Below are 20,790 nucleotides of genomic sequence, written 5' to 3'. Positions count from 1 at the left end.
AGAAGTGTTTTAAACTTACTATAAAATAAGGTTTATTAATTTTAAAAGAGATTTATTAAAACTTACCTTATTCAACTGCGCAAAATTCTCACTAAGTCGCTGTATTTCCTTATCTCAAATCTTTGCTTGTTTCATTTCGTTAAGTTGGTAAAAAACAAACATAAATAGTGCACTAAAAGACACTTTAACCAATAAATAGAGTACAAAAATATTAAAAACTCAAGATAAGTGCCATATATGACACCTATCACATTATTTGATATCTGTAATCAACTCATATTTTTAAAACATATTGAACCCATTAATTAATTTAAACGGCTCAAAAAATTCTTTAATAATTTTATTATTTATAAAGTTATTACGGATGAATTACTTCTCATCAAATCAATTTTAAAAAGGGAGTAAACAATAAGACCTATTATCTTACCTCATTATCTTCTATTCTTTCTTCTCTAATAGGCATTAATGTATGACCAAACATACTTAAAACTTGATTTACTTTATCTAGGTTTAGATTGGTTTTCCCCTGCTCTATTTTACGTACAACAGTTAGCGCTACTCCTGCTATATCTGCAAATTCCACTTGGGTTAAATTAGCCACTTTTCTGCGCTCTTTAACAAATTCAGATAAACTCTTCATTATATATAATTAAATATAAATTTAATCAAAAATAAACTTTTATATCTTAATGCATATAAAAAGACGTATTTAACTTAAATTATATGTAAAAAGATATAAAATTAAAACTTCACGAATTATTGGTATTCTCAATTCAAAAAACTCAAAAATAATTTATAGAGAATAAAAATTATTAAATTGGGAATAATTAATTTAAAAATTAATGCTAAACCCTATGGAAAACAAAACATTAACAAGAATAGAGTTATATAATTTAGTTTGGACAAAACCAGTTACTCATATTGCAAAAGAATATGGCTTTTCGGACACAGCTATTCGAAAAATTTGTATAAAACATAAAATACCATTGCCTGAATTAGGCTATTGGTCCAAACTAAAATTTAATAAAAAAGTAAAGAAAACAAAACTTCCTACACAAAACGAAAACCCTACGATATCATTAGTTAAAAAGAGCTATACTCCTTCTACCGAATTAACACTCATAAAAGAGAAAATTCAAAATAGTTTTGGAAATAAACTTGAAGTACCTAAAAAATTAAATAAGCCTCACAAATACATAACTGCTACAAAAGTTTATCACGATAAGCTTAGAATAAGAAATAAAAAAAATAATTGGAGTATGAAAATAGATACTTTAGATGTAATAAGTATTGATGTAACTGATAAACTTTTTGCTAGAGCCTTAAAATTCATGAATACTTTAATCTTTCTACTTGAAAAAAATGATTATCAGATTACAGCAAATCTTGAAACAAAAATTACAATTAGAGAACAACATTACAATATTAGGCTAATTGAAAAACATAAACGAGTAAAAAAAGAAACAACATATAGTTGGGATTCATTTGACCTAGAGCCTACAGGTAATTTATGCCTTAAATTAGATCATTCATATCCGATTAAAGAATGGTCTGATAGTAAAACAAAACCAATTGAGGAAAAACTAATCGATATTATTTCTTGGTTAGAATTAAAAGTTAAAAATGATGAACAACAAGCTATTGAAAGAGCTGTTTGGAATAAACAACAAGAAGAAAAACGCAAGAAAGAAGAAGAATTACAAAGGTTAAAAGATGAAGAACTATCTAAATTTGAATCTCTTTTCCTTACAGCAACTAGATGGCATAAATCTCAATATATTAGGAATTATATTCAAGAATTTGAAGATTTTACTATCAAATCAAACAATTTAAATATTAAGGAAAAAGAATGGATAGATTGGGCTAAAGAAAAAGCTGATTGGTACGATCCTTTTATTGAAAAAGAAATAGGTCTTTTAGAAGATATTAATAGAGATACTTTAAAAGAAAAAAGTCGCTATAGATACTAAATCACAGCTAAAAATTATATTAATTTTTCTGACTTGTATTTTAATACCTAATAATTCAAAATAAAATTTGGGCGATAAAAACTAAAAATATAGCCCAAATTTTCATTATATTTGAGCTATAAAAATCATATTTATAGCTCATGGTATATAAAAATTGGAATTGGCTACACAAAGAATGGCCTAATTTTACTTATAACAAAGAGACTCTTGAACAATTAGAAATGCAATTTTCTAAAAACTCAGGACTTGTATTAGGCGCCATAAAACATATAGAAGGGGTTTCTAAAGATGACTTATTAGTAGAAATACTTAGTGAAGAAGCTATAAAAACTTCAGAAATTGAAGGAGAAATTTTGAATAGAGAAAGTGTGCAATCTTCCATTAAAAAAAATCTCGGTTTTGCTACGGACAAAAGAAAAATAGCACCTGCAGAACTTGGCATTTCTGAAATGATGGTTGATTTGTATCATCACTTCAATCAACCATTAAGTCATAATCTACTGTTTGATTGGCACAAAATGTTAACCAATGGAAGAAGAGATTTAACAAATATTGGAAGCTATAGAACACATACAGATCCAATGCAAGTTGTTTCTGGAAGGCTTGATAGACCCAATGTTCATTTTGAAGCCCCTCCATCGGACAAAGTACCTATTGAAATGGAACAATTTATTTTATGGTTCAATAAAGTGCATCATCCAAATAATACAAATATATTACCACTTGCAAAAGCTAGTATTACGCATTTATATTTTGTATGTATTCACCCTTTTGAAGATGGAAATGGAAGAATTGCAAGAGCATTAGCTGAAAAATCTATTGCCATCAGTTCTAAACAGCCAACATTAAGTTCATTATCACACACCATAGAAGGTAATAGAAAAATGTATTACACATCACTTGAAACCAACAATACAACTTTAGAAATTACCAACTGGTTAGAATACTTTAGCGAAACTATTTTAAATGCTCAACAAAACACTTTAAAACGTGTAGATTTTATTGTAGAAAAAGCAAAGTTTTTTGAACGATATAAAAATCAATTAAACGAACGACAATATAAAGTATCGTTAAGAATCTTTGAAGCTGGACATACTGGTTTTATAGGTGGATTAAGTGCCGAAAAATATACTAAAATTGCTAAAACATCTGCTTCCACCGCTACGAGAGATTTAAAAGATATGGTGGATAAAGGTGTTTTAACAAAAACAGGAACTTTAAAAAGCAGTCGTTATGAATTGAATATAAAAACCATTTAATTTTATATTTGTCTTCTTTTACTTGACTAAATCAATCAAAAGAAGACAAAACACTACACCACTACTCTACCTTAAACACCTAAAAACCCTTTAAACAAAAGGAATATTACATATTGTATTATGAAAGCAAAAGCAGGTTTCTACATAGCACAGAATACACATAATATAAATCTAATTTAATCATATAAATTCATACCAACAAAAGTAGCCCCTTAAATTCTTTTAAATAAAAAGGACAATATATTATGTTTTCTTACTTTAGATCCTTAAAAGAAATAGAAGGTTGTTTTTAATACAGAACAAAAGAAAATGCAAATATTTAAAGTTAACTTATTAAGAATATAAATTAATTTTTTAAGAGAACAATCCCTCTATAATGATAAAAAAAATACTGTGAAAAAAGCAATTTACCTACCAACAAATAAAAACACTGTAATAATTAATGAATTAGATGAATACGTTGAAATATTAATAGATGGTGAATATAAAACGGTCGCTAAATCAGATATAAAAGAAGTAACGCAAGAAATTCAATTATCTTCATTAGAAACATTTAAAGAAAATATTTATTTGAACTGTATCAATAACCCTTTGAATGATATTTTTTATTCATACAATTCAAATAGATTAATACCAGAACCTCACCAATACAAACCATTAATTAAATTTTTGAATTCTGATAATAATCGTGTATTAATTGCAGATGAAGTTGGTTTAGGTAAAACAATCGAAGCAGGAATGATTTTTAAAGAAATTGATAGTAGGGAAGAATTAAAAATCTCTTTAATTGTCGTTCCATCATCTTTAACTCTTAAATGGCAAGAAGAATTCAACATTAGATTTGAGGAATACTTTGAAATTAAAAAAACCAACCAGTTTATAAAACTAATAGATGATTTTGAAAACTTCAATACTTCAAAATCATTCAGTGAAAAAATAATTATTTCATACCATACCTTAAGAGATGAACGTGTGTTAAAAAAACTTAAGAATAGTTTATTTGAAGTTGATTTTTTAATTATGGATGAAGCTCATACAATGAGAAACAATGATACTTCTACGTTTGAAAGTGGCGAGGTAATAACTTCGATTGCTGAGCATATAATCTTTTTAACAGCGACTCCTGTTCAAAATAGTCTTCGAGATTTGTTTAACATATTATATCTTTTGGATGATGATTATTTTAGAGATTATGAATATTTCCAGAAAATGGTTTTTCCTAATGCTGTAATTCATAAAACAATTGCTTTATTAAGAAATAGCAACTCTTTAGAAAGTATAAAACAATACATCTCAGCGAATAGTAATGAAAATTACCCCAAACTTCTAATAGATACATTTAAAATAATAGCTGAACTAGATGAGCTTAAAAGTAAAAATAGAGTTGAATTAATTGATAAATTAACAAAGTCTGATCATTTAAGTTTTATAATTAATAGATCTAAAAAGAAAGATGTTGGAAGATTAATACCTAGAAATGCTATTTCTGCAATTGTGGAAATTTCTACGGAAGAGCAAAATTATTATGATGCTGTAATCAATTTCGTAAAATTCTTAAACCCTAGTACACCACAAGGATTTATAACAATTATGCCTGAAAGAATGGCAAGTTCATCAATGATAGCCTCACTAGAAAACTTTAAAGAAGTTCGAAAAAGTGGAAAGTTATTCCTAAAAAACAACGATGACTTCGATGATATTCAAGAAGATATTGATATGAAATTGGAAGCATTAAATTATCTAGATGATGTTATTTCTAAAGGTAATTTAATTGGAGATAAAGATGCTAAATTTATAAAATTCTTAGAAATTATTGAAGAATTACATACAGGAGGTCTAAAACAAATAATTGTATTCTCATTCTTTAAATTCACATTGAATTATTTGGAGAAAAAAATGATAAACTTAGGATATCAAGTGGGGAAAATACATGGTGATTTTAGTGTTGAAGAACGTTTTTCAAAAATAAAAGATTTTAAAAATGGCCATTTTGATATTTTATTATCCAGTGAAGTTGGTAGTGAAGGGTTAGATATGCAATTTGCGAATGTAATTGTAAACTATGATTTACCTTGGAATCCTATGCGAGTTGAACAACGAATAGGAAGAATAGATAGGATCGGTCAGAAATTTGACAAACTACATATTTTCAATCTTTGTATTGCAGGTTCAATTGAGGATAGAATTTACCTTAAGTTATATCAAAAACTAAATATTTTTGAAGACTCAATCGGTGAATTAGAACCAATTCTAGGAGATTTAGAAAAGCAATTAAACATCACTAAATTAATTGCGCTTTCTCAAGAAGAAATCGATGAAGTTATAAACCTAAAGGAGTTATCTTTAAAAAGACAAGAAGTTGAAATTAAGTCTCAAAATATTGAAGTTGAAAGATTAATTAATGACGATTATCAATCTAAAGAAAAGCAAGAAATCCTTTTAAATTCTAATAAAATTGAACTTTTGCAAAGCCAAACTAAAAGTATTTTTAGTAGATATCTTGTAGATAATAATATAGGGTTTCTAGAACTAAAAGACGAAACACTTAAACTATCAAATGAAAATAGAAAAAAATTAATAACGGAATTAAAAAGAAATCTAAGTGATAAAAGAACCAACCCTATAAAATACAAAGAAGAAAGGTTTTTATTACAAAAGGTACATAAGTATAAAGAGTTAAGAGTAAGTTTTTCTACAAATAACAACGATGATTATCAGACATTATATCTATTCTTGAACAATCCTATAATTCATATGATTACAAGTTCTAAAAATTATAGCACTACCTACTCAAAAGCTTTCAATCCAAATTACACAAATAAGATAGCCGTTATTTATAGAGTTAATATTAAACTGCAAAAACCAAAATCTACCCTAAAAACGCTTATTCTTAATAAAGATTTATCTTTTACAGAAGAACTAGATTATTTCAATTTTATTTCCAATTGCAGTAAAGTTGAACTAAAAAGTAGCATTGATTTCGAAAGATTAAAAACGGATGTTACACCTCAAATTGTAGACCAACTAGAATCCTATAAAATTACTGAATTAGAAGATCAAACAAGAATTATTAATATTAAAATACAATCAGTAAATAGTTATTTTGAGAAACAAATAAACCGAGCAAAAAGAATGGAACAAAAAGTTGCTCATGAAGATGTGAAACGGATGAAAATTGGTGAAATCGACAATTTAAAAACCCAAAGAGAGCACAAAATAAAAGATCTAGAAAATCAAAAAAATAGTACCAGTAGTTTTGAAATATTAGGAATAATTGAATTGCAATAAGAAATGGAGAATATACAATTAAAAGAACTGCATAACAAAAGAAATGCTTGGGTTCAAAGTACCAGAGAAAATAATTTTGATGGTGGTATTTATAAATTACTTACAGAATTATATCCTGATAATGCACATTTTATTTACGAGCTTTTACAAAATGCAGAAGATACTAATGCTACTGAAGTAGCTTTTGAACTTTCAACAGAAGAATTGAAATTTATTCATAATGGTAGACCTTTTGATTGGAAAGATATTGAGGGAATTACAAGTATTGGTAAAGGAACTAAAGCAGATGATGTAAATCAAATAGGTAAATTTGGTGTAGGTTTTAAAGCGGTATTCTCATATACATCATCTCCAAAAATACTTTCTGGGGATTATAAATTTGAAATTAATGATTTAGTAGTTCCATTGGAAATCAAATCTAAAGAAAATTTAAAGGAAAAAACATGGATGATATTTCCATTTAACAATTCCGACAAACAAAAAGAAAAAGCATATAATGAGATAAAATTGGGTTTATCAAAATTGCATGACAATACTCTTCTTTTCTTAAATTCAATAAAAAAAATTAAATATAATTATGACAATGTATCAAACATTATTGAAAGAGAAAATACTGATAATGTAAGAGTTATCATCTCTAATAAAAATGAGAAAAGCATAGAAAGTTGGTTAAGGTTTAAAAAGTATTTACCAAACAGTGAAAAGCTTTTTGTATCTATTGCTTACAAATTAACTAAAGACATCAAAACAAAACAAGAAGTTATTTCACCTATAAATGGTGCAGTATCTATTTTTTTTCCTGCAGAAAAAGAAATAAGTAATTTAAAATTTCACATACACGCTCCTTTCGCTTCTACCGTAGCTAGGGATAGTATTAAAAATTTAACAGAAAACAATCAACTTAGAGATTTAATAGCAGACCTTTCGAGTGAATCTCTTCAATATATTAAAAATAAAAAATTATTAAACTTCAATTTTTTAAAATGCTTACCTATTCCTGAAGACAATATTCCTGATTTTTACAAACCTATTCAAAATTGTTTAGTTAATGCCTTTAATAATCAAAATTATATAGTATCAGAGGAAGGACTCTTTGTTCCTGCAAATAAATGCTATAGAAGTTCAAAAAACATAAAAAAAGTAATCGACACAGAAGTATTGAAAGTACTTGAAGATCTCCCTAAGGATTCAACGATCTATTATATAAAAAATCCATCTCAAAGAAATAATAGAGAAGATAAATTTTTACAAAATTTAAACATAAAACTACTTAGTCCTGATAATCTTGTTAATGGGTTTTCAGAACTTAGAGATTCTATCTTTTATTCATACGGCTCATATACTAAAAATAATTATTCTGAAATAGAACTTAAACTTATATTGAACAATAAAAGTAATGAATGGGTTAAAGAGTTATACGAACTTCTTTTTGATCTTTACAATAAAAATGATGTTGACATTTCAGAGTTGGACTATTTAATAAAACTTGAATACGACATATTTAATTATAATTCAAACAAATGCTATTTTTCAAATGAGACAGATGATGTAAATAGTAATACTAATTATGTACACAATGAAGTGTATGAGAATGATCCAAAAGCAAAGAATCAAAAATCAAAACTGTTTTTAATTGAATTAGGAGTTAAAGAAATAGACCTTAAGGAAAGAGTTGAATTAATCTTAGAGGAATTCTATGCGACTACCAAACAAATTTCTAAAACAAAACATTTAAAACATTGGAGTTTATTTTTACGGTATTTTAAAGAAACAAGAGATCATAGCTTATTTGGAAGTAAAAAGATTCTTTACAATAATAAGGAAGAACGTGTTTCACCTAATAAAATTCTTTTAGATTTCCCGTTTTTAGATACAAACCTGCATTTAATAGATGGTGTGATTGAAGGGTATCACTTGTTAAGTGATTTATATAATAAGATAAATTATAAAGATGATTTTACTTCAATTTTACAAAGTTTAAATGTAAATATAAGAATTCCAATATCTAAAAAAGAAGCTACTCATCATCGAAATTTCTCCAAACGTCTATATGATAGAGGAACTACATCATATTATACAATAAGCGAAGATTACGAAATAATTGATCTAGATCAGCTTTTAATTGAGGATTCACTTCCCATAAACCAATTAATTTGGAGTACTATGGTTAAAGCTAATTCCCGAGTGTTAACAGCTCGTTATAGAAGAATTAAAACTTCGAAAACCAATATTGATTCCTCTACATTAGTATATGATTTAATTGAGAATGCTTGGATTCCTGATAAGAATGGTAAGTTTTATAAACCCTGTGATATTTCAAAGGAAATGTTACCTGATAACTTTAAATATGATAATGAAAATGGCTGGCTTACAGAAATTAAATTTGGAGAGGCAATAACCAAGAATAATGCTGAATACAAGGAAAAAGAAAAAGCTGCAAAAGAGCTTTCGGGCCTGCCTCCTGAGACGTTAATGAATATGAAACAATGTGGAATTACTACTGATGATATTCAAAAATTAATAGATGAAAAAGTAAATGATCAATATAAAAAATTAGCAAAACCTAATTTAATAGTTGCCATATCGAAACACTCACGTAAAATAGACAAGACAGAAGCTCATATAGATCCTGATGTTATAACTAATGAAAAAAAATACAAAGAAAAATCTCAAGAACAATTAGAAAGGAACATTAAAAAATCTTCTAAATATAACAAAAGATATGATTCATCATACAAAGTAAAAATAGGTAAAAACGAAACAAGAGAATTTTTAAAAACCCAATACAAAGGTCATTGTCAAATTTGTGGTTTTACCTTTGATTTAAAAGATAACAAAGGTAAATATTTTGAAATGTTTGATTGGATTAGTGAAAAAGTAACCAAACAGGAAACAAATTTAATTGAAGCAGGAAGTTCCTTATGCCTTTGTCCAACTTGTCACTCTATGGTAAAGTATGGTGATTTTTCTCCTTATTTCATAGACGAATTACAGGAAATAGGAGACTTGTCCTGTTTATCCTTTGAAGATTTTACAGATTTAGTACAATCTAAAACAAGTGTAGAAGAGGCTCCAGAAGCCTTCGATTTTATTGAAATAGATATGCATAAAGCATCCATTAGACTTCTAAATATCAACCAAAATATTTTTTATACAGAAGAGCATTTTTTTCAGTTTTTCAATATGATGACAATGAAAAATGATTAAATTTATTTAATAGAAATCAATTTTTAGAAAATGTAATTAACCTATAAAGTTTAGATTTATTTTCTTTTACTTGATTATATCAATAAAAAGAAGATAAAAACCTACACCTTAACTCCACCCCAACACACTAAAACCCCTTTAAATAAAGGGATTATTACATATTGTATTTGGAAATAAATTATATTTATAAAAATACTTTATGAAATTTAAATTCATCCATTTAATGTTATCTGTGTTTTGTTTAATTACATCTTGCTCATCAGATGATGAATATGATTTTAATACAGATTTTTATTCAAATGCCAACAAATCTATAACTACTCCTGATGTAATAGGAACTTGGGCAATATTTAATTTAGAATTTGAAAGGCAAACCTTTCAAGTACCAATTAAATACCAGGAGTGTGGAAGGGATTTTATTGTTTTTAAAGAAAATGGTGTTTATGAAGAAACTGTATACACAGATTATAACTGTAAAAAAACAGTAAATACTTTAAACTGGAGTTTAGTTGATGGTATAATTACGATATCAAATAATTTTAATCAAACAGAAGAAATTGTTGTTACCAAATTAACCAAAACAGCCTTTAACTTTAAAACTAAATTAGATGTTGATGAAGATGGAGAATTAGATATTGTTACTGCTTCTCTAAAACCTTATGTACCAAAAGAAATAGACAATATTTCTGATACTTTTTTAAGAAACACCTCAGCTACTGCGAACAATTATATAAGCTATACTTGGAATGCTTACACAGGTTCAGAGCCATTTGTTGCTTATGAAATTTATAGAAGTGCTAGTTCTGGAGATTTTTGTTCTAAAAATAATGCTGTTTTAGTTGAAACTTTTACAGATGCAAACACAACTATTTTTAGAGATATCTCTCCACCAAATGAAGAACATTTGTGTTATTTTCTAAGAGTAAAAACACAATCTGATGTGTTAGGTGAAAGTGATGTACAAACTTTAAATACTTATAATCTTATTGCAACACCTGTTAATTTAGAAGAACCAATAGTACTAAATAATACGATAAGTTTACATTGGCAAAAAAGTGAAATGCCTTATTTTTCTCATTATGAAATTTCTTATTCAAACTATGCACCTAATAGCAGTGGTTTTGGAGAACAAAATATAATAGTTGCTAAAATTACAGATATAAATAAGACTAGTTTTGTTGATGAAAATCCACCTTATTTAGAAAACCCATATTATTCAATTCACGTGTATGATATTTTTGGAAACAAAACAGATGACACAACTGATGGCTATAAAACATCTTGGGAAGTTGATTTTAAAAGAGATGAAATTTTAGATTTAACGCATATATTTTCTTACGAAATAAACCCAAAGACACCCAATATCTATTTTTACGGCTACAATTCTAACACAACAGAACCTTCTAAAATTTATAACTATAACTATGAAACAAACCAACTTGATGCAGTTTCTAGCAGAAAAATAAATTACTCAAATTACGTACCAATAAAGTTTTTTGCTACTACTTAATTTTCTATTGACGATTATGTATATACAACTTCTGGATTTTTAGTTTTTGTAGAAGATAAAAACATTTTTAGCTATGCAAGAAATAATGATGTTTTAACTTTGGTTGATAAAAAAACACATTTCACTGATTATAAAGGTGATTATGACTATAAAATTTTAGAAATTAAAAACAATCAAGTAATCGTTGGGCATCAAAACGAAGTAAATAGTATTATTTTTTCTATTGACAATAATGGACTTTTAACAAATGAAAAAACGGTTGCTGTAAACATAAAACAAAATATAAAAAGAAATACAAATTATAATTTTTCTGATAATTATATCATCAACTTTAAGGAGAAACAATTATATACTGGCACTGATTTTTCTACAATTAGTTATTTTAATCAGCCAAATTTCGCTTCAACGGTCAGCTTAAATGGAAAACTTATTTATGGTACAAATAATGATCCTAGCTGGCCTTATGATGCCGATAGCAAACATCAAAAAATGGCAACTATTTATAATAGAGATTCACAATCTTCAAATAACATTTTTACAAAAGGCTATCCACTAATTATATTTGAAAACTACAAAAATGAAATAATTTCTATTTCCAGTGGAATGAAAAAAGAAGGTTTATACTCTAATATAAATGACAAAAGAGATTTTTTTATAGAAATTATAAAATAAATAACAACTGTTTGGTTTTTTATTTAAACACATCCATTATTAGATTACGTAACATGGAAAGAAACGGTAAATAATACCATTGATTTTTATTGTTTTTTTTTATACTACAAAACAAGCCTTATTTTTATACGATTATATAGAAGACACCTTAGCAAAAATTATACCAGAAGAAATTAGTTATCTGCAAAAGTATGATGAATTAAAAAAATACTTAGATAATCATTTTGAAATACCTGATAAAACAGTTTTACTCGTTAGATTTTTAGAACAGCATCAAGGTATTCTATAAAAACGCGCACTGAAAAAAGAGTTTTCAGTATTAAAAGAGATTGAAATTAATAATATATAAATTACAATACTATTTTTTTTATAAAACGGAACAACTCTAAATAAAAAAGTCATCATATTTTACTTAACTAAATCAACAAAAAAAAACCCACCTACAACATAAATCTTGCTAAAAACCCTTTTAAAAAAAAGGTGTTCCATATATTGTATCAGTAATAATAAAAACATGAAATGTCCTTGTAATCCTTCTAAATTATATGCAGACTGTTGCAAAAAAGCACATCAAAATATAACCATTGAGTATCTAAAAATGAACTATAAATACACAACTATTGTACATATCAACAATACATATATTGTATAAAAATCATATTTATAGCTCATAGCATATAAAAACAAGATCTTTAAAAAGTAGTCTTTATATACTGGATATAAAAAAGAACTAATTTTAGCTTTTCCTTCTATTACTTAACTTTTATATCAGAAAATAACTTATTCCAACCTGTAGAACTATTCCATATAGATTTTGAGTTTAATTTACCCGCCAAACGAATTGCATATTCTGGTCGGTTATAAATTGTAGGTTCAGGATCTGGTAAGTTTATATATAAATTATAATTTCCTTTAGGCAACGTTTCTTCCCATTTAAAATTAAGATTTAAAGTCTGCATTTCACCAGTAAACCAATAACGTGGATCAGTTTCTATTTTCTTTTTATATATTTTTTGTGTTACAGTGTTTTGTAAAACGAATTCAACCAACCTTTTATTATATGTTGATGCATACCCCTCATTAAAAATATCTAACTGAATATTAATTTTTTTACCATTTACTATTTCTGTTGGAAATAAACCTCGTTTTAAAGCAAATCGGTAACCTAAATTTCGCTTAATTTCATCTATACATTTATTTGCCCAATCTCCATTTACAGCTCCAGACCAAGATGTATTTAAAAAAGAAGCATGAAAACGTTTTAAATAGGTCTGTGCTCCTCCACCTTCAGAATTACAATCGTTATACGGACTATAAACATCTTCTCCGTTATCCCCTCCAGGACAAGTTTCCCCTCCAAAAACAAGGTACTTTGTTTCTGATGCAATGTATTTTTTTAAATTTAAAGTATCACTAACCGCAGGAAATTTATGAAAAGAATTATAGGTCCAATAATCATCATAATTTGCCAAAATACAATCATTATGATGTGCTAATCTTGCAATTGGCGTTCCATTAAAAGCATTCTCCTCTGTTAATGGTTTTGCATTTTCTGGAAGTGCGTCTTTACCATCAAGATATCTTAATTTGTAGTAAGGTGCGCGCACTTGTACCATTCTAGATTCTGGTACAACTTCTAATAACATATCAATAACTTCTGATCTATCCAACCAATGTTGATTGGTAACCGGACCGTGCTCTAAATCTCCAAAATAATCTGAATAATATTGCTCTCCCCAAGGCCCAATTAACCCCATTTGAACAACCGCAATTACATCTACATTTTTTTCTAAAATAGGTTTTAGTTGATTTAAATGTTTTAATATAATCGCTTTTGGAGCATCATTAAAAGGAGCATCGCAACAGCTATTGCTATAAGAAAACCTAAGAACTATTTTATTACCCACCTTACGTATAATATCCATATCTCCTTGAATAGCATTTAATACCTCTTCAGATATTGCTTTATCTTTAAAAATATCTAATTGATAAGATCTATAAGTAAGCGAACTAGCAACATTAAAGCCACCTGCAGCAAGATTTGGGTTTCGTAAATTTAGTAATGTTTTAGCATTTAAAGGAACAAAATCACTTACCATTGTACCAAATGGCCTATAAAAACCACGTTCTGGGTTTATAAATTCATCTAGATCTGTTTCATAAAATACTTCAGCAGATTGCTGTTTGTAATCTGAACAAGACATAAATATTAAAAGGAAAGTGTAAAGATATAAAAGATTTTTTTTCATGATTACTACTTAATTTATGTGTTTTTTATAAATGTTATTGTTTATTATTTTAATATATACGCACTATTTTATCAACTAAAACAACTAGTATTATTTTATAGGTTTCTTAAATCTTTATGTATGTTTTATTCTTATTCATATACCATAGTATAAGATAAATAATTGCAAAACCACCAACAGTAGCAAATGAATTATAATAAACACCTAGGTATTGTTCTGTACCAAACAAAATATATTTAGCAACCTCTGGGAAGTCTATAACATGAGAAAGAACATAAGCTGTAATTGCATTAATTCCGATAACTTTTAAAGGAAAAGACCATTTGGTTTTTCCTTTAACATCAATAATCCAGTAAAACAAGGCCATTAATAAAGTACAAACCCCTGATGACAATAAAACAAAGGTAGAATTCCATATTTTTTTTACACTTGGATGCCAAATATTTAAAATTAAACCTACAATTAGTAAACCTACTCCAACTAAAATAAGATTGATTGCTATTTTATTTCGAGGAATTTTAGAACGCAAAATTTCTCCTACAAAGACACCCGAAAGTGTTGTAGCTATAAACCCTAAACCAGATAACAACCATGTGTATTGATAACCATCATCAAAACGGCCAAAAACATAATGATCTATATATAAGGCAATATTTTTATCAGGCAATAATTCACTTTTCCCAATTCCAGGAATATTTGCAAATTCTAATAGCAAACCATAAACCAGCAAACAAAGCGCAAATAAGATATATCTAGATTTTTTATTTAGATGAATAAATGCTAAACAAGAAAAGAAATAACCAACTGCAATTGCTTGTAAAGTATTACTGAAAATTTGAAATTTATTAATATCTAACGAAAGTAAATTTCCTTGAACAATCCACCCTAATATAAATAAAACACAAAAACGCTTAATAATGTGCGGGTATAATTTTAATTTATTATCTATTTCTGTAACACGTCTTTCCATTGAAAATGGAATTACAACTCCAACTAAAAATAGAAATAGAGGCATAATAATATCATAAAAATGAAACCCAAACCAATCTGGATGTTCAAATTGAATAGCAAAAAAATGTGTAACTTCTGTCTGAGAAGCTTGATGAAGATGTGCAAAAAAGCGATCAGCAAAAATAATCATCAACATATCAAAACCTCTTATTACATCGATAGATAATAACCTGTTATTATTTATTGTATTACTCATATTTTTAATGTGTTGAATTATAATTCAAATCACTACTATTTATAATAAAAGATAGAAATGCCTTCTACTTATTTCTTAAAAACTACTTTTCTTTTAAAGTACTATTATCATGTAGATTTTTATAGAATTATAATCGATTTATTTATGATAAAAAGACATTCAACTAAAGTGTTTTTAGTTGAATGTGACTTTAAAATTATTGACAAACCCCTAGTGCTTCTATTGGAAATGTATAAGAAACAAAACTACCTGTTGCAGATACTTTAGGAAAATCTCCTATTGCAGCCCAACCACTTGTTTTTTCAGAAAAAGCAAAACTAATTGTTTCACCCAATGTACCTAACTGTGTTTTAGGAATACTAAATTCTATAGCATTTGTTGATTCACCGATACTAACAGCACCAGAAGAAAGTAAATTTACACCTGAACCAGCTAATGCTGCCCAAGCCCAACCACCATTTGGATCGGTCTGTTGATAAAATGATCCCCAAGAGGCACTTAATAAAGGTCCTTCAAATAAGTAATCTGCACCTGAGCCCTCTGGCCATTGCCAGCTTACAAAACCTGTAGATGAATCTCCATCAGAATCGATAAACATATCTACAAGATCCATTTTCATTAACTCGTTTCCTTCTAAGTAAACATTTACATTATCTCCTTTACCATATATTTTTATTTTCTGAACAGATATTCCATCAGCTTCCTCATATAAAAAATCGATATCTTGCCATTCATCAAAATTTCCATCAATTTTAATATCAACATCAATTACTTTTGGTGCTTGAATGGTTTTTGTAATACTAGCTTCTTGTCCAGATCCATTAATCGCAGTAAGTGTTACATCAATATCTCCCCCAACAGTTACATATCTGTATGTTGGATTTTCTTTTTCACAATAGAAACTTAAATCTCCCAAATCCCATCTGTAAGTTGTAGCTCCTTGAGATAAATTTGTAAACTCAAAAAAGTTATCATCACTTGTAAATGAAAAATCTGCTATTAAGTTTTCGTCTAAACTCGTTTCTTCAGAATTTGACGACCCGCAACTAATTATCAATAAAGCGGTTATGATAAAATAAAAAATGTTTAATTTTTTCATGATTTATATATTTATTTTTTTTAATTGATTGATAGTAAATGTGATAAACTATTTAACCCAGTACTAGAGTCCCAAGTATTTGTATTTGCTAATTGTATTGAATATTCTACTCTACCTGCTAAATCTTCAGACTGATCTTCAATTTTTAGAAATAACTCGTAATTACCAACAGGAATCCCTTCTAAACTAACTATTTCATCTAGTTCATAATTATTATTAGGAATTACTTTTCGAATATCTAAACTTAAACTTTTCTTATATAATACTCCTGTACTAACAGATTTCAATACTAAAAAGGTGTTTTTAATTTTATAAACAGGTGCAAAACCATCATTTCTTAGAATGGTATTTAATTGAAAGCTACCATCAACTATAGCTTCTTCTTTTAACGCTGCAGATTTTAATAACAATCTATATCCTAATTTTTTTTGAAAATCGGTAAAGCAAGAATTATTTCTCCAGACATTTAATACTGGTCCATAATAATCTAAATTTAAATAGGTCCATTTTAATAAAGCCATTTCTGTTTCAGCAGTATTACAACTAGCTGTTGGTACGCCACTCGGAGGACAAGTTTCTCCACCAGTTGGAACAAAAAAAGCTTCATTACTTATATAAGATTTTTCAATTGTTACATTTTGATAAGTACCATAATCATCTGTACTCGCTAAAAAACAATCGTTATGAAAACCTACACGTGCAATATCTGTAGTTCCATACCCTACACTAGAATTGATAGCTGTAGAATAATCAAAAATTTCTTGCTTATAAAGTGGAGTTCTTAATTGAATCTTTATCTCTTTTGGTAAAACCTCTAATAATTTGGTAACAACTGCTTTTTTATTAGCCAATGTTGTTAGGTTATTGGTTGTATAATACCATTCTCCCCAAGAGCCAATAAATCCTGCTTGCACAAATGCAATAACATCTGCATTGTCTGTGAAAATTGGTTTTAATTGATCTAAATGCCCATTAATAATACTTAAAGGAGCATCAGAATCATTCTGATTTTCATTATAAGCAAAACGCAATACACATTTTAGACCTGCAGCTCTAAGTCTTTCAAAGTCAGTTTTAATTAAATCTAATTGTGCAGTACTTAAATCTGAATTTTTAAAAGACGCTAAATTATACAACCGTAATATTAAGGTTACATTTTCACTTTTTAAGCTTTCTAACGTTACAGAATTTAAAGGAGCACCTTCTGATGAAACACTCCAAGAATGCATAAAACCACGTTCTGGATTAGAGATTACTTCAGAAGAAGCCGTATATGAAATTTTATTTATTTTTTCATCAACAACCTCTTCTTCTGGATTTGTTGTTGATGAGCTACAACTGCTATAGACTAAACATGTTAGGGTTAATAAAAGTATCCGAATATTTATATTCATAATTTTATATTTTAGGTTATTAATAGGTATTCTTAATCCAATTATAAGGTTTTCTTTTTACCCAATTACCTCTTGTAAAATCTGGAAAATCTTGAGGTTCTCCATTATTTTCAATTGATGCCTCCGATAATGGAGTTACAGCGCTCCAGGCTGCTGCATCATATGCATCCATTGGTGGAGCTACCTTTAATTTTGCAGATTCTACAAAAGCATGTATTACAAAAAAGTCCATACCTCCATGGCCAGCACCATTTGCTAATTCGCCATATTTTTGCCATAATGGATGATCATATTTTTTTAACCAATTATCTGCATCATCCCATTTATGTGGTTCTGTTTTACCATCAATATGAATTCTATTCCCATCTACTTCCCATAAACCATTTGCACCTTGAACTCTAAAACCTAAAGAATAAGGTCTTGGAGAGTTGGTATCATGCGTTACAATTATAGATTCTCCATTAGTAGTTTCTATAGTAGAAGTAATAATATCACCTAACTTAAATTTTACATTTGCATTTGGATGATTTTCACCCCCATTTTTAACAACGAACTTATGCAATCCAACGGCTTTAGTCGCTGTAGAGGTTAGCGACATAAATCTATTTCCTCTATTAATATCTAACATTGCTGCAACCGGACCTATACCATGCGTAGGATATATATCTGCATTTCTTAAAACAGAATGTTGAGTTCTCCATACAGATTCTGAAATTCCTTTTTCACCAAACTCGACACCTTTACCATAAGGCGTTATTCCGTCATTAAACTTTACGTGCCTAAGATCATGTTGATAACCACATCTAAAATGAAGTAGCTCTCCAAAAACATTTTGTTTTACCATATTTAACACAGCCATAATGTCTCTTCGATAATTAACATTCTCAAGAATCATTAAATGACTCCCAGTTTCTTCGTGTGTATTTACCAAATCCCAACATTCTTCCATTGTATTTGCTGCAGATACTTCTAAACCCGTATATTTCCCAGCCTTCATTGTATCTTTTGCCATACGTGTATGCCACAACCAAGGTGTAGAAATTATAACAGCATCTACATTATCTAAACCAAGCAGGTTTTTATAGTCTGTTTCATTCTTACCAAAAACCAATGGTTTTTTATATCCCTTTTCTGTAATTAACTCTACTGCTAACTTTGTTCTTTTAGGGTCTATATCACAAATTGCATTTATTTCTATATCTTTTCTTAACAAAAGATTATTAAGATGATTTGTACCTCTTAAACCAACACCTATTAATCCAATTTTTAATTTCTCTTTACTATTACTTTCGTTCATACCAAAAGTAAAACTTGGCATTAAAGACATACCAGCACCAATTATACCTGCTTTTTTTATAAAATTTCTTCTAGAATCCATTCTTTTAAATTTTTAATCTTGATTATAAAAGGTTTAATCTGATTTGTTCAATAAACAAATCATCCCCTTTAATCAATTAATTATATCCTGCATTTTGAATAAAAGCTCCTTTACCTTCTGCTATTCTTTCTAAAGAAAAAGGAAATAAAGCTTTATAAGGTTCACTTTCACTAGAAATACCATTTAATTCATTTGCATATTCGGTATATTTTCCATGTCTAATTAAATCAGAACGATATTGTCCGTTTTCACACCAATATTCATGAGAACGCTCTAATAAAATCATTTTATTAAAGGTGTCTATATCGGCAAAATCGGCAAGAAGTATTGGATTTAAATTGGCTCTTTCTCTAATAATATTTACTAAATCTATTGATTCTTGAGTAGGTACTCCTGTTTTATTTCCAAGTGCCTCTGCCTTAGATAAAATTACATCTGCATAACGATACACAATAATATCTACCGTTGTTAAACCTGTATTTCTATCTGCATCTTCAGCTATTTTTAAAGGCAATGGACCTAATTGCATGTATGTACCTGGGTTAGATCTATTATAAGTAACACCATCTGTACCTTCAAATTCTGCTATTAAATTTGTTTTTCTAACATCTGCAGCTTCAAAAGAATCATAAAATTTCCAAGAACTCTGTATAGTACCAAACCCACCACGATTAGGATAATTTGCTGGTAATACCATTAACTGCCATTGATTTTCACTAGTCCCTGCATAATCTGCGGGTACAGAAAAAATGATTTCTTTACTATCTACAGGCGCTATTTCATCCCACAAACCAACATAATCATCTTCTAAATCATAATAATTCATTGCCATAATTGCATTCGCTTGTGTTTCTACATCTGCCCATCTTTTTTCATGCAAATACAATCTAATTAATAACATTCTAGCAAGTCCTTTACTAAATCTCCCATAATCTGCATCTTCTGGAGTAGGTAAATATTCAATAGCATCTAACAAGTCTTTCTCTATGAAATTAACCATTTCATCATTACTAAGTCTTGCCAATGGTGCTTCTATTAAAGGGTTTTCTAAAACTTCTAATGGAGCAACTACTAATGGTCCATATAAATCAAATAATTCATAAGCTAAAAAACCTCTTGCACACTTAATTTCTGCAATACCTATTTCTTTATAGTTTTCATTTACTTCAGAGTTTTCTATCGCATCAATATTTAAAGTCATAGTACTAATTTCATTATAGAAATCATCATAAAATCTTGTAACACTAGCTGATGTTGAATTATAACTGTGCAATGTTTGTATTTGCTGAACCCCATAAGGACCTTGAAGTATTTCTGTAGTAGCATCTAACATAAACATTAAACCTCGTTCTGAAGTTGAATGAATACCATCAAACCAAGAACCTCTTAATGGATAATAAGCAGCTAATGTTAATGATTCTACATCTGCTTCTGATGCAGGAAATATCGATGGATTTACTTCATTAAAGTAAATAGATTCTAATTCTGGATTACACGATACAGCTAAAAACGTTAGCATACCTAATAAACAAATTTTTATATTTTTCATTTTATTTA

At 28.1% G+C, this 20,790-nt stretch carries 14 protein-coding genes; 7 read left to right on the top strand and 7 right to left on the bottom strand.

The window, feature by feature from the left end:
- Nucleotides 1-418 precede the first annotated feature (418 nt).
- Complete coding sequence (locus MPF19_RS04480) at nucleotides 419-640, bottom strand: type II toxin-antitoxin system Y4mF family antitoxin (RefSeq protein WP_249986960.1); 222 nt, start codon at nucleotides 638-640, stop codon at nucleotides 419-421.
- 214 nt (nucleotides 641-854) lie between these two features.
- On the opposite strand from MPF19_RS04480, the gene MPF19_RS04475 reads away from it, so the two are divergent.
- The 7 genes from MPF19_RS04475 to MPF19_RS04445 all read left to right on the top strand — a co-directional run bounded on the left by MPF19_RS04475 (nucleotide 855) and on the right by MPF19_RS04445 (nucleotide 12,195).
- Nucleotides 855-1,970: a hypothetical protein gene (locus tag MPF19_RS04475; RefSeq protein ID WP_249986959.1), complete on the top strand. Its 1,116-nt coding sequence runs from the start codon at nucleotides 855-857 to the stop codon at nucleotides 1,968-1,970.
- Between the two features lie 140 nt (nucleotides 1,971-2,110).
- Nucleotides 2,111-3,229: a Fic family protein gene (locus MPF19_RS04470; protein WP_249986958.1), complete on the top strand. Its 1,119-nt coding sequence runs from the start codon at nucleotides 2,111-2,113 to the stop codon at nucleotides 3,227-3,229.
- A 393-nt stretch (nucleotides 3,230-3,622) separates the two neighbouring features.
- Complete coding sequence (locus MPF19_RS04465; RefSeq protein ID WP_249986957.1) at nucleotides 3,623-6,517, top strand: DEAD/DEAH box helicase; 2,895 nt, start codon at nucleotides 3,623-3,625, stop codon at nucleotides 6,515-6,517.
- Between the two features lie 3 nt (nucleotides 6,518-6,520).
- Nucleotides 6,521-9,724: a sacsin N-terminal ATP-binding-like domain-containing protein gene (locus MPF19_RS04460; RefSeq protein WP_249986956.1), complete on the top strand. Its 3,204-nt coding sequence runs from the start codon at nucleotides 6,521-6,523 to the stop codon at nucleotides 9,722-9,724.
- A gap of 199 nt (nucleotides 9,725-9,923) precedes the next feature.
- Nucleotides 9,924-11,234, top strand: a complete 1,311-nt coding sequence (locus tag MPF19_RS04455; protein WP_249986955.1) for a hypothetical protein — start codon at nucleotides 9,924-9,926, stop codon at nucleotides 11,232-11,234.
- Between the two features lie 99 nt (nucleotides 11,235-11,333).
- The gene (locus tag MPF19_RS04450) at nucleotides 11,334-11,906 is read left to right on the top strand and encodes a hypothetical protein (protein WP_249986954.1); all 573 of its coding nucleotides are present in this window, start codon (nucleotides 11,334-11,336) and stop codon (nucleotides 11,904-11,906) included.
- Between the two features lie 79 nt (nucleotides 11,907-11,985).
- A complete protein-coding gene (locus tag MPF19_RS04445) occupies nucleotides 11,986-12,195 on the top strand; it encodes a hypothetical protein (RefSeq protein WP_249986953.1) in 210 nt (69 codons plus the stop codon).
- Between the two features lie 463 nt (nucleotides 12,196-12,658).
- Here MPF19_RS04445 and MPF19_RS04440 read toward each other — a convergent pair whose 3' ends face one another.
- The 6 genes from MPF19_RS04440 to MPF19_RS04415 all read right to left on the bottom strand — a co-directional run bounded on the left by MPF19_RS04440 (nucleotide 12,659) and on the right by MPF19_RS04415 (nucleotide 20,782).
- A complete protein-coding gene (locus MPF19_RS04440) occupies nucleotides 12,659-14,155 on the bottom strand; it encodes a DUF4832 domain-containing protein (RefSeq protein WP_249986952.1) in 1,497 nt (498 codons plus the stop codon).
- Between the two features lie 106 nt (nucleotides 14,156-14,261).
- A complete protein-coding gene (locus MPF19_RS04435) occupies nucleotides 14,262-15,362 on the bottom strand; it encodes an acyltransferase family protein (RefSeq protein WP_249986951.1) in 1,101 nt (366 codons plus the stop codon).
- A 196-nt stretch (nucleotides 15,363-15,558) separates the two neighbouring features.
- Nucleotides 15,559-16,461 carry a PKD domain-containing protein gene (locus MPF19_RS04430; protein WP_249986950.1) on the bottom strand — a complete coding sequence of 301 codons (903 nt, stop codon included), beginning with the start codon at nucleotides 16,459-16,461 and terminating at the stop codon, nucleotides 15,559-15,561.
- Between the two features lie 20 nt (nucleotides 16,462-16,481).
- Nucleotides 16,482-17,855, bottom strand: a complete 1,374-nt coding sequence (locus MPF19_RS04425) for a DUF4832 domain-containing protein (RefSeq protein WP_249986949.1) — start codon at nucleotides 17,853-17,855, stop codon at nucleotides 16,482-16,484.
- 19 nt (nucleotides 17,856-17,874) lie between these two features.
- Nucleotides 17,875-19,233 carry a Gfo/Idh/MocA family protein gene (locus tag MPF19_RS04420; RefSeq protein ID WP_249986948.1) on the bottom strand — a complete coding sequence of 453 codons (1,359 nt, stop codon included), beginning with the start codon at nucleotides 19,231-19,233 and terminating at the stop codon, nucleotides 17,875-17,877.
- 76 nt (nucleotides 19,234-19,309) lie between these two features.
- A complete protein-coding gene (locus tag MPF19_RS04415; protein ID WP_249986947.1) occupies nucleotides 19,310-20,782 on the bottom strand; it encodes a RagB/SusD family nutrient uptake outer membrane protein in 1,473 nt (490 codons plus the stop codon).
- Nucleotides 20,783-20,790: the final 8 nt, after the last annotated feature.

Origin of the sequence: Polaribacter sp. Z014 (genome assembly GCF_023555435.1) — a bacterium.
GTDB lineage: Bacteria > Bacteroidota > Bacteroidia > Flavobacteriales > Flavobacteriaceae > Polaribacter.
The sequence above is the reverse complement of the archived record's forward strand: the minus strand, read 5'-3'. Positions and strand labels throughout refer to the sequence as shown.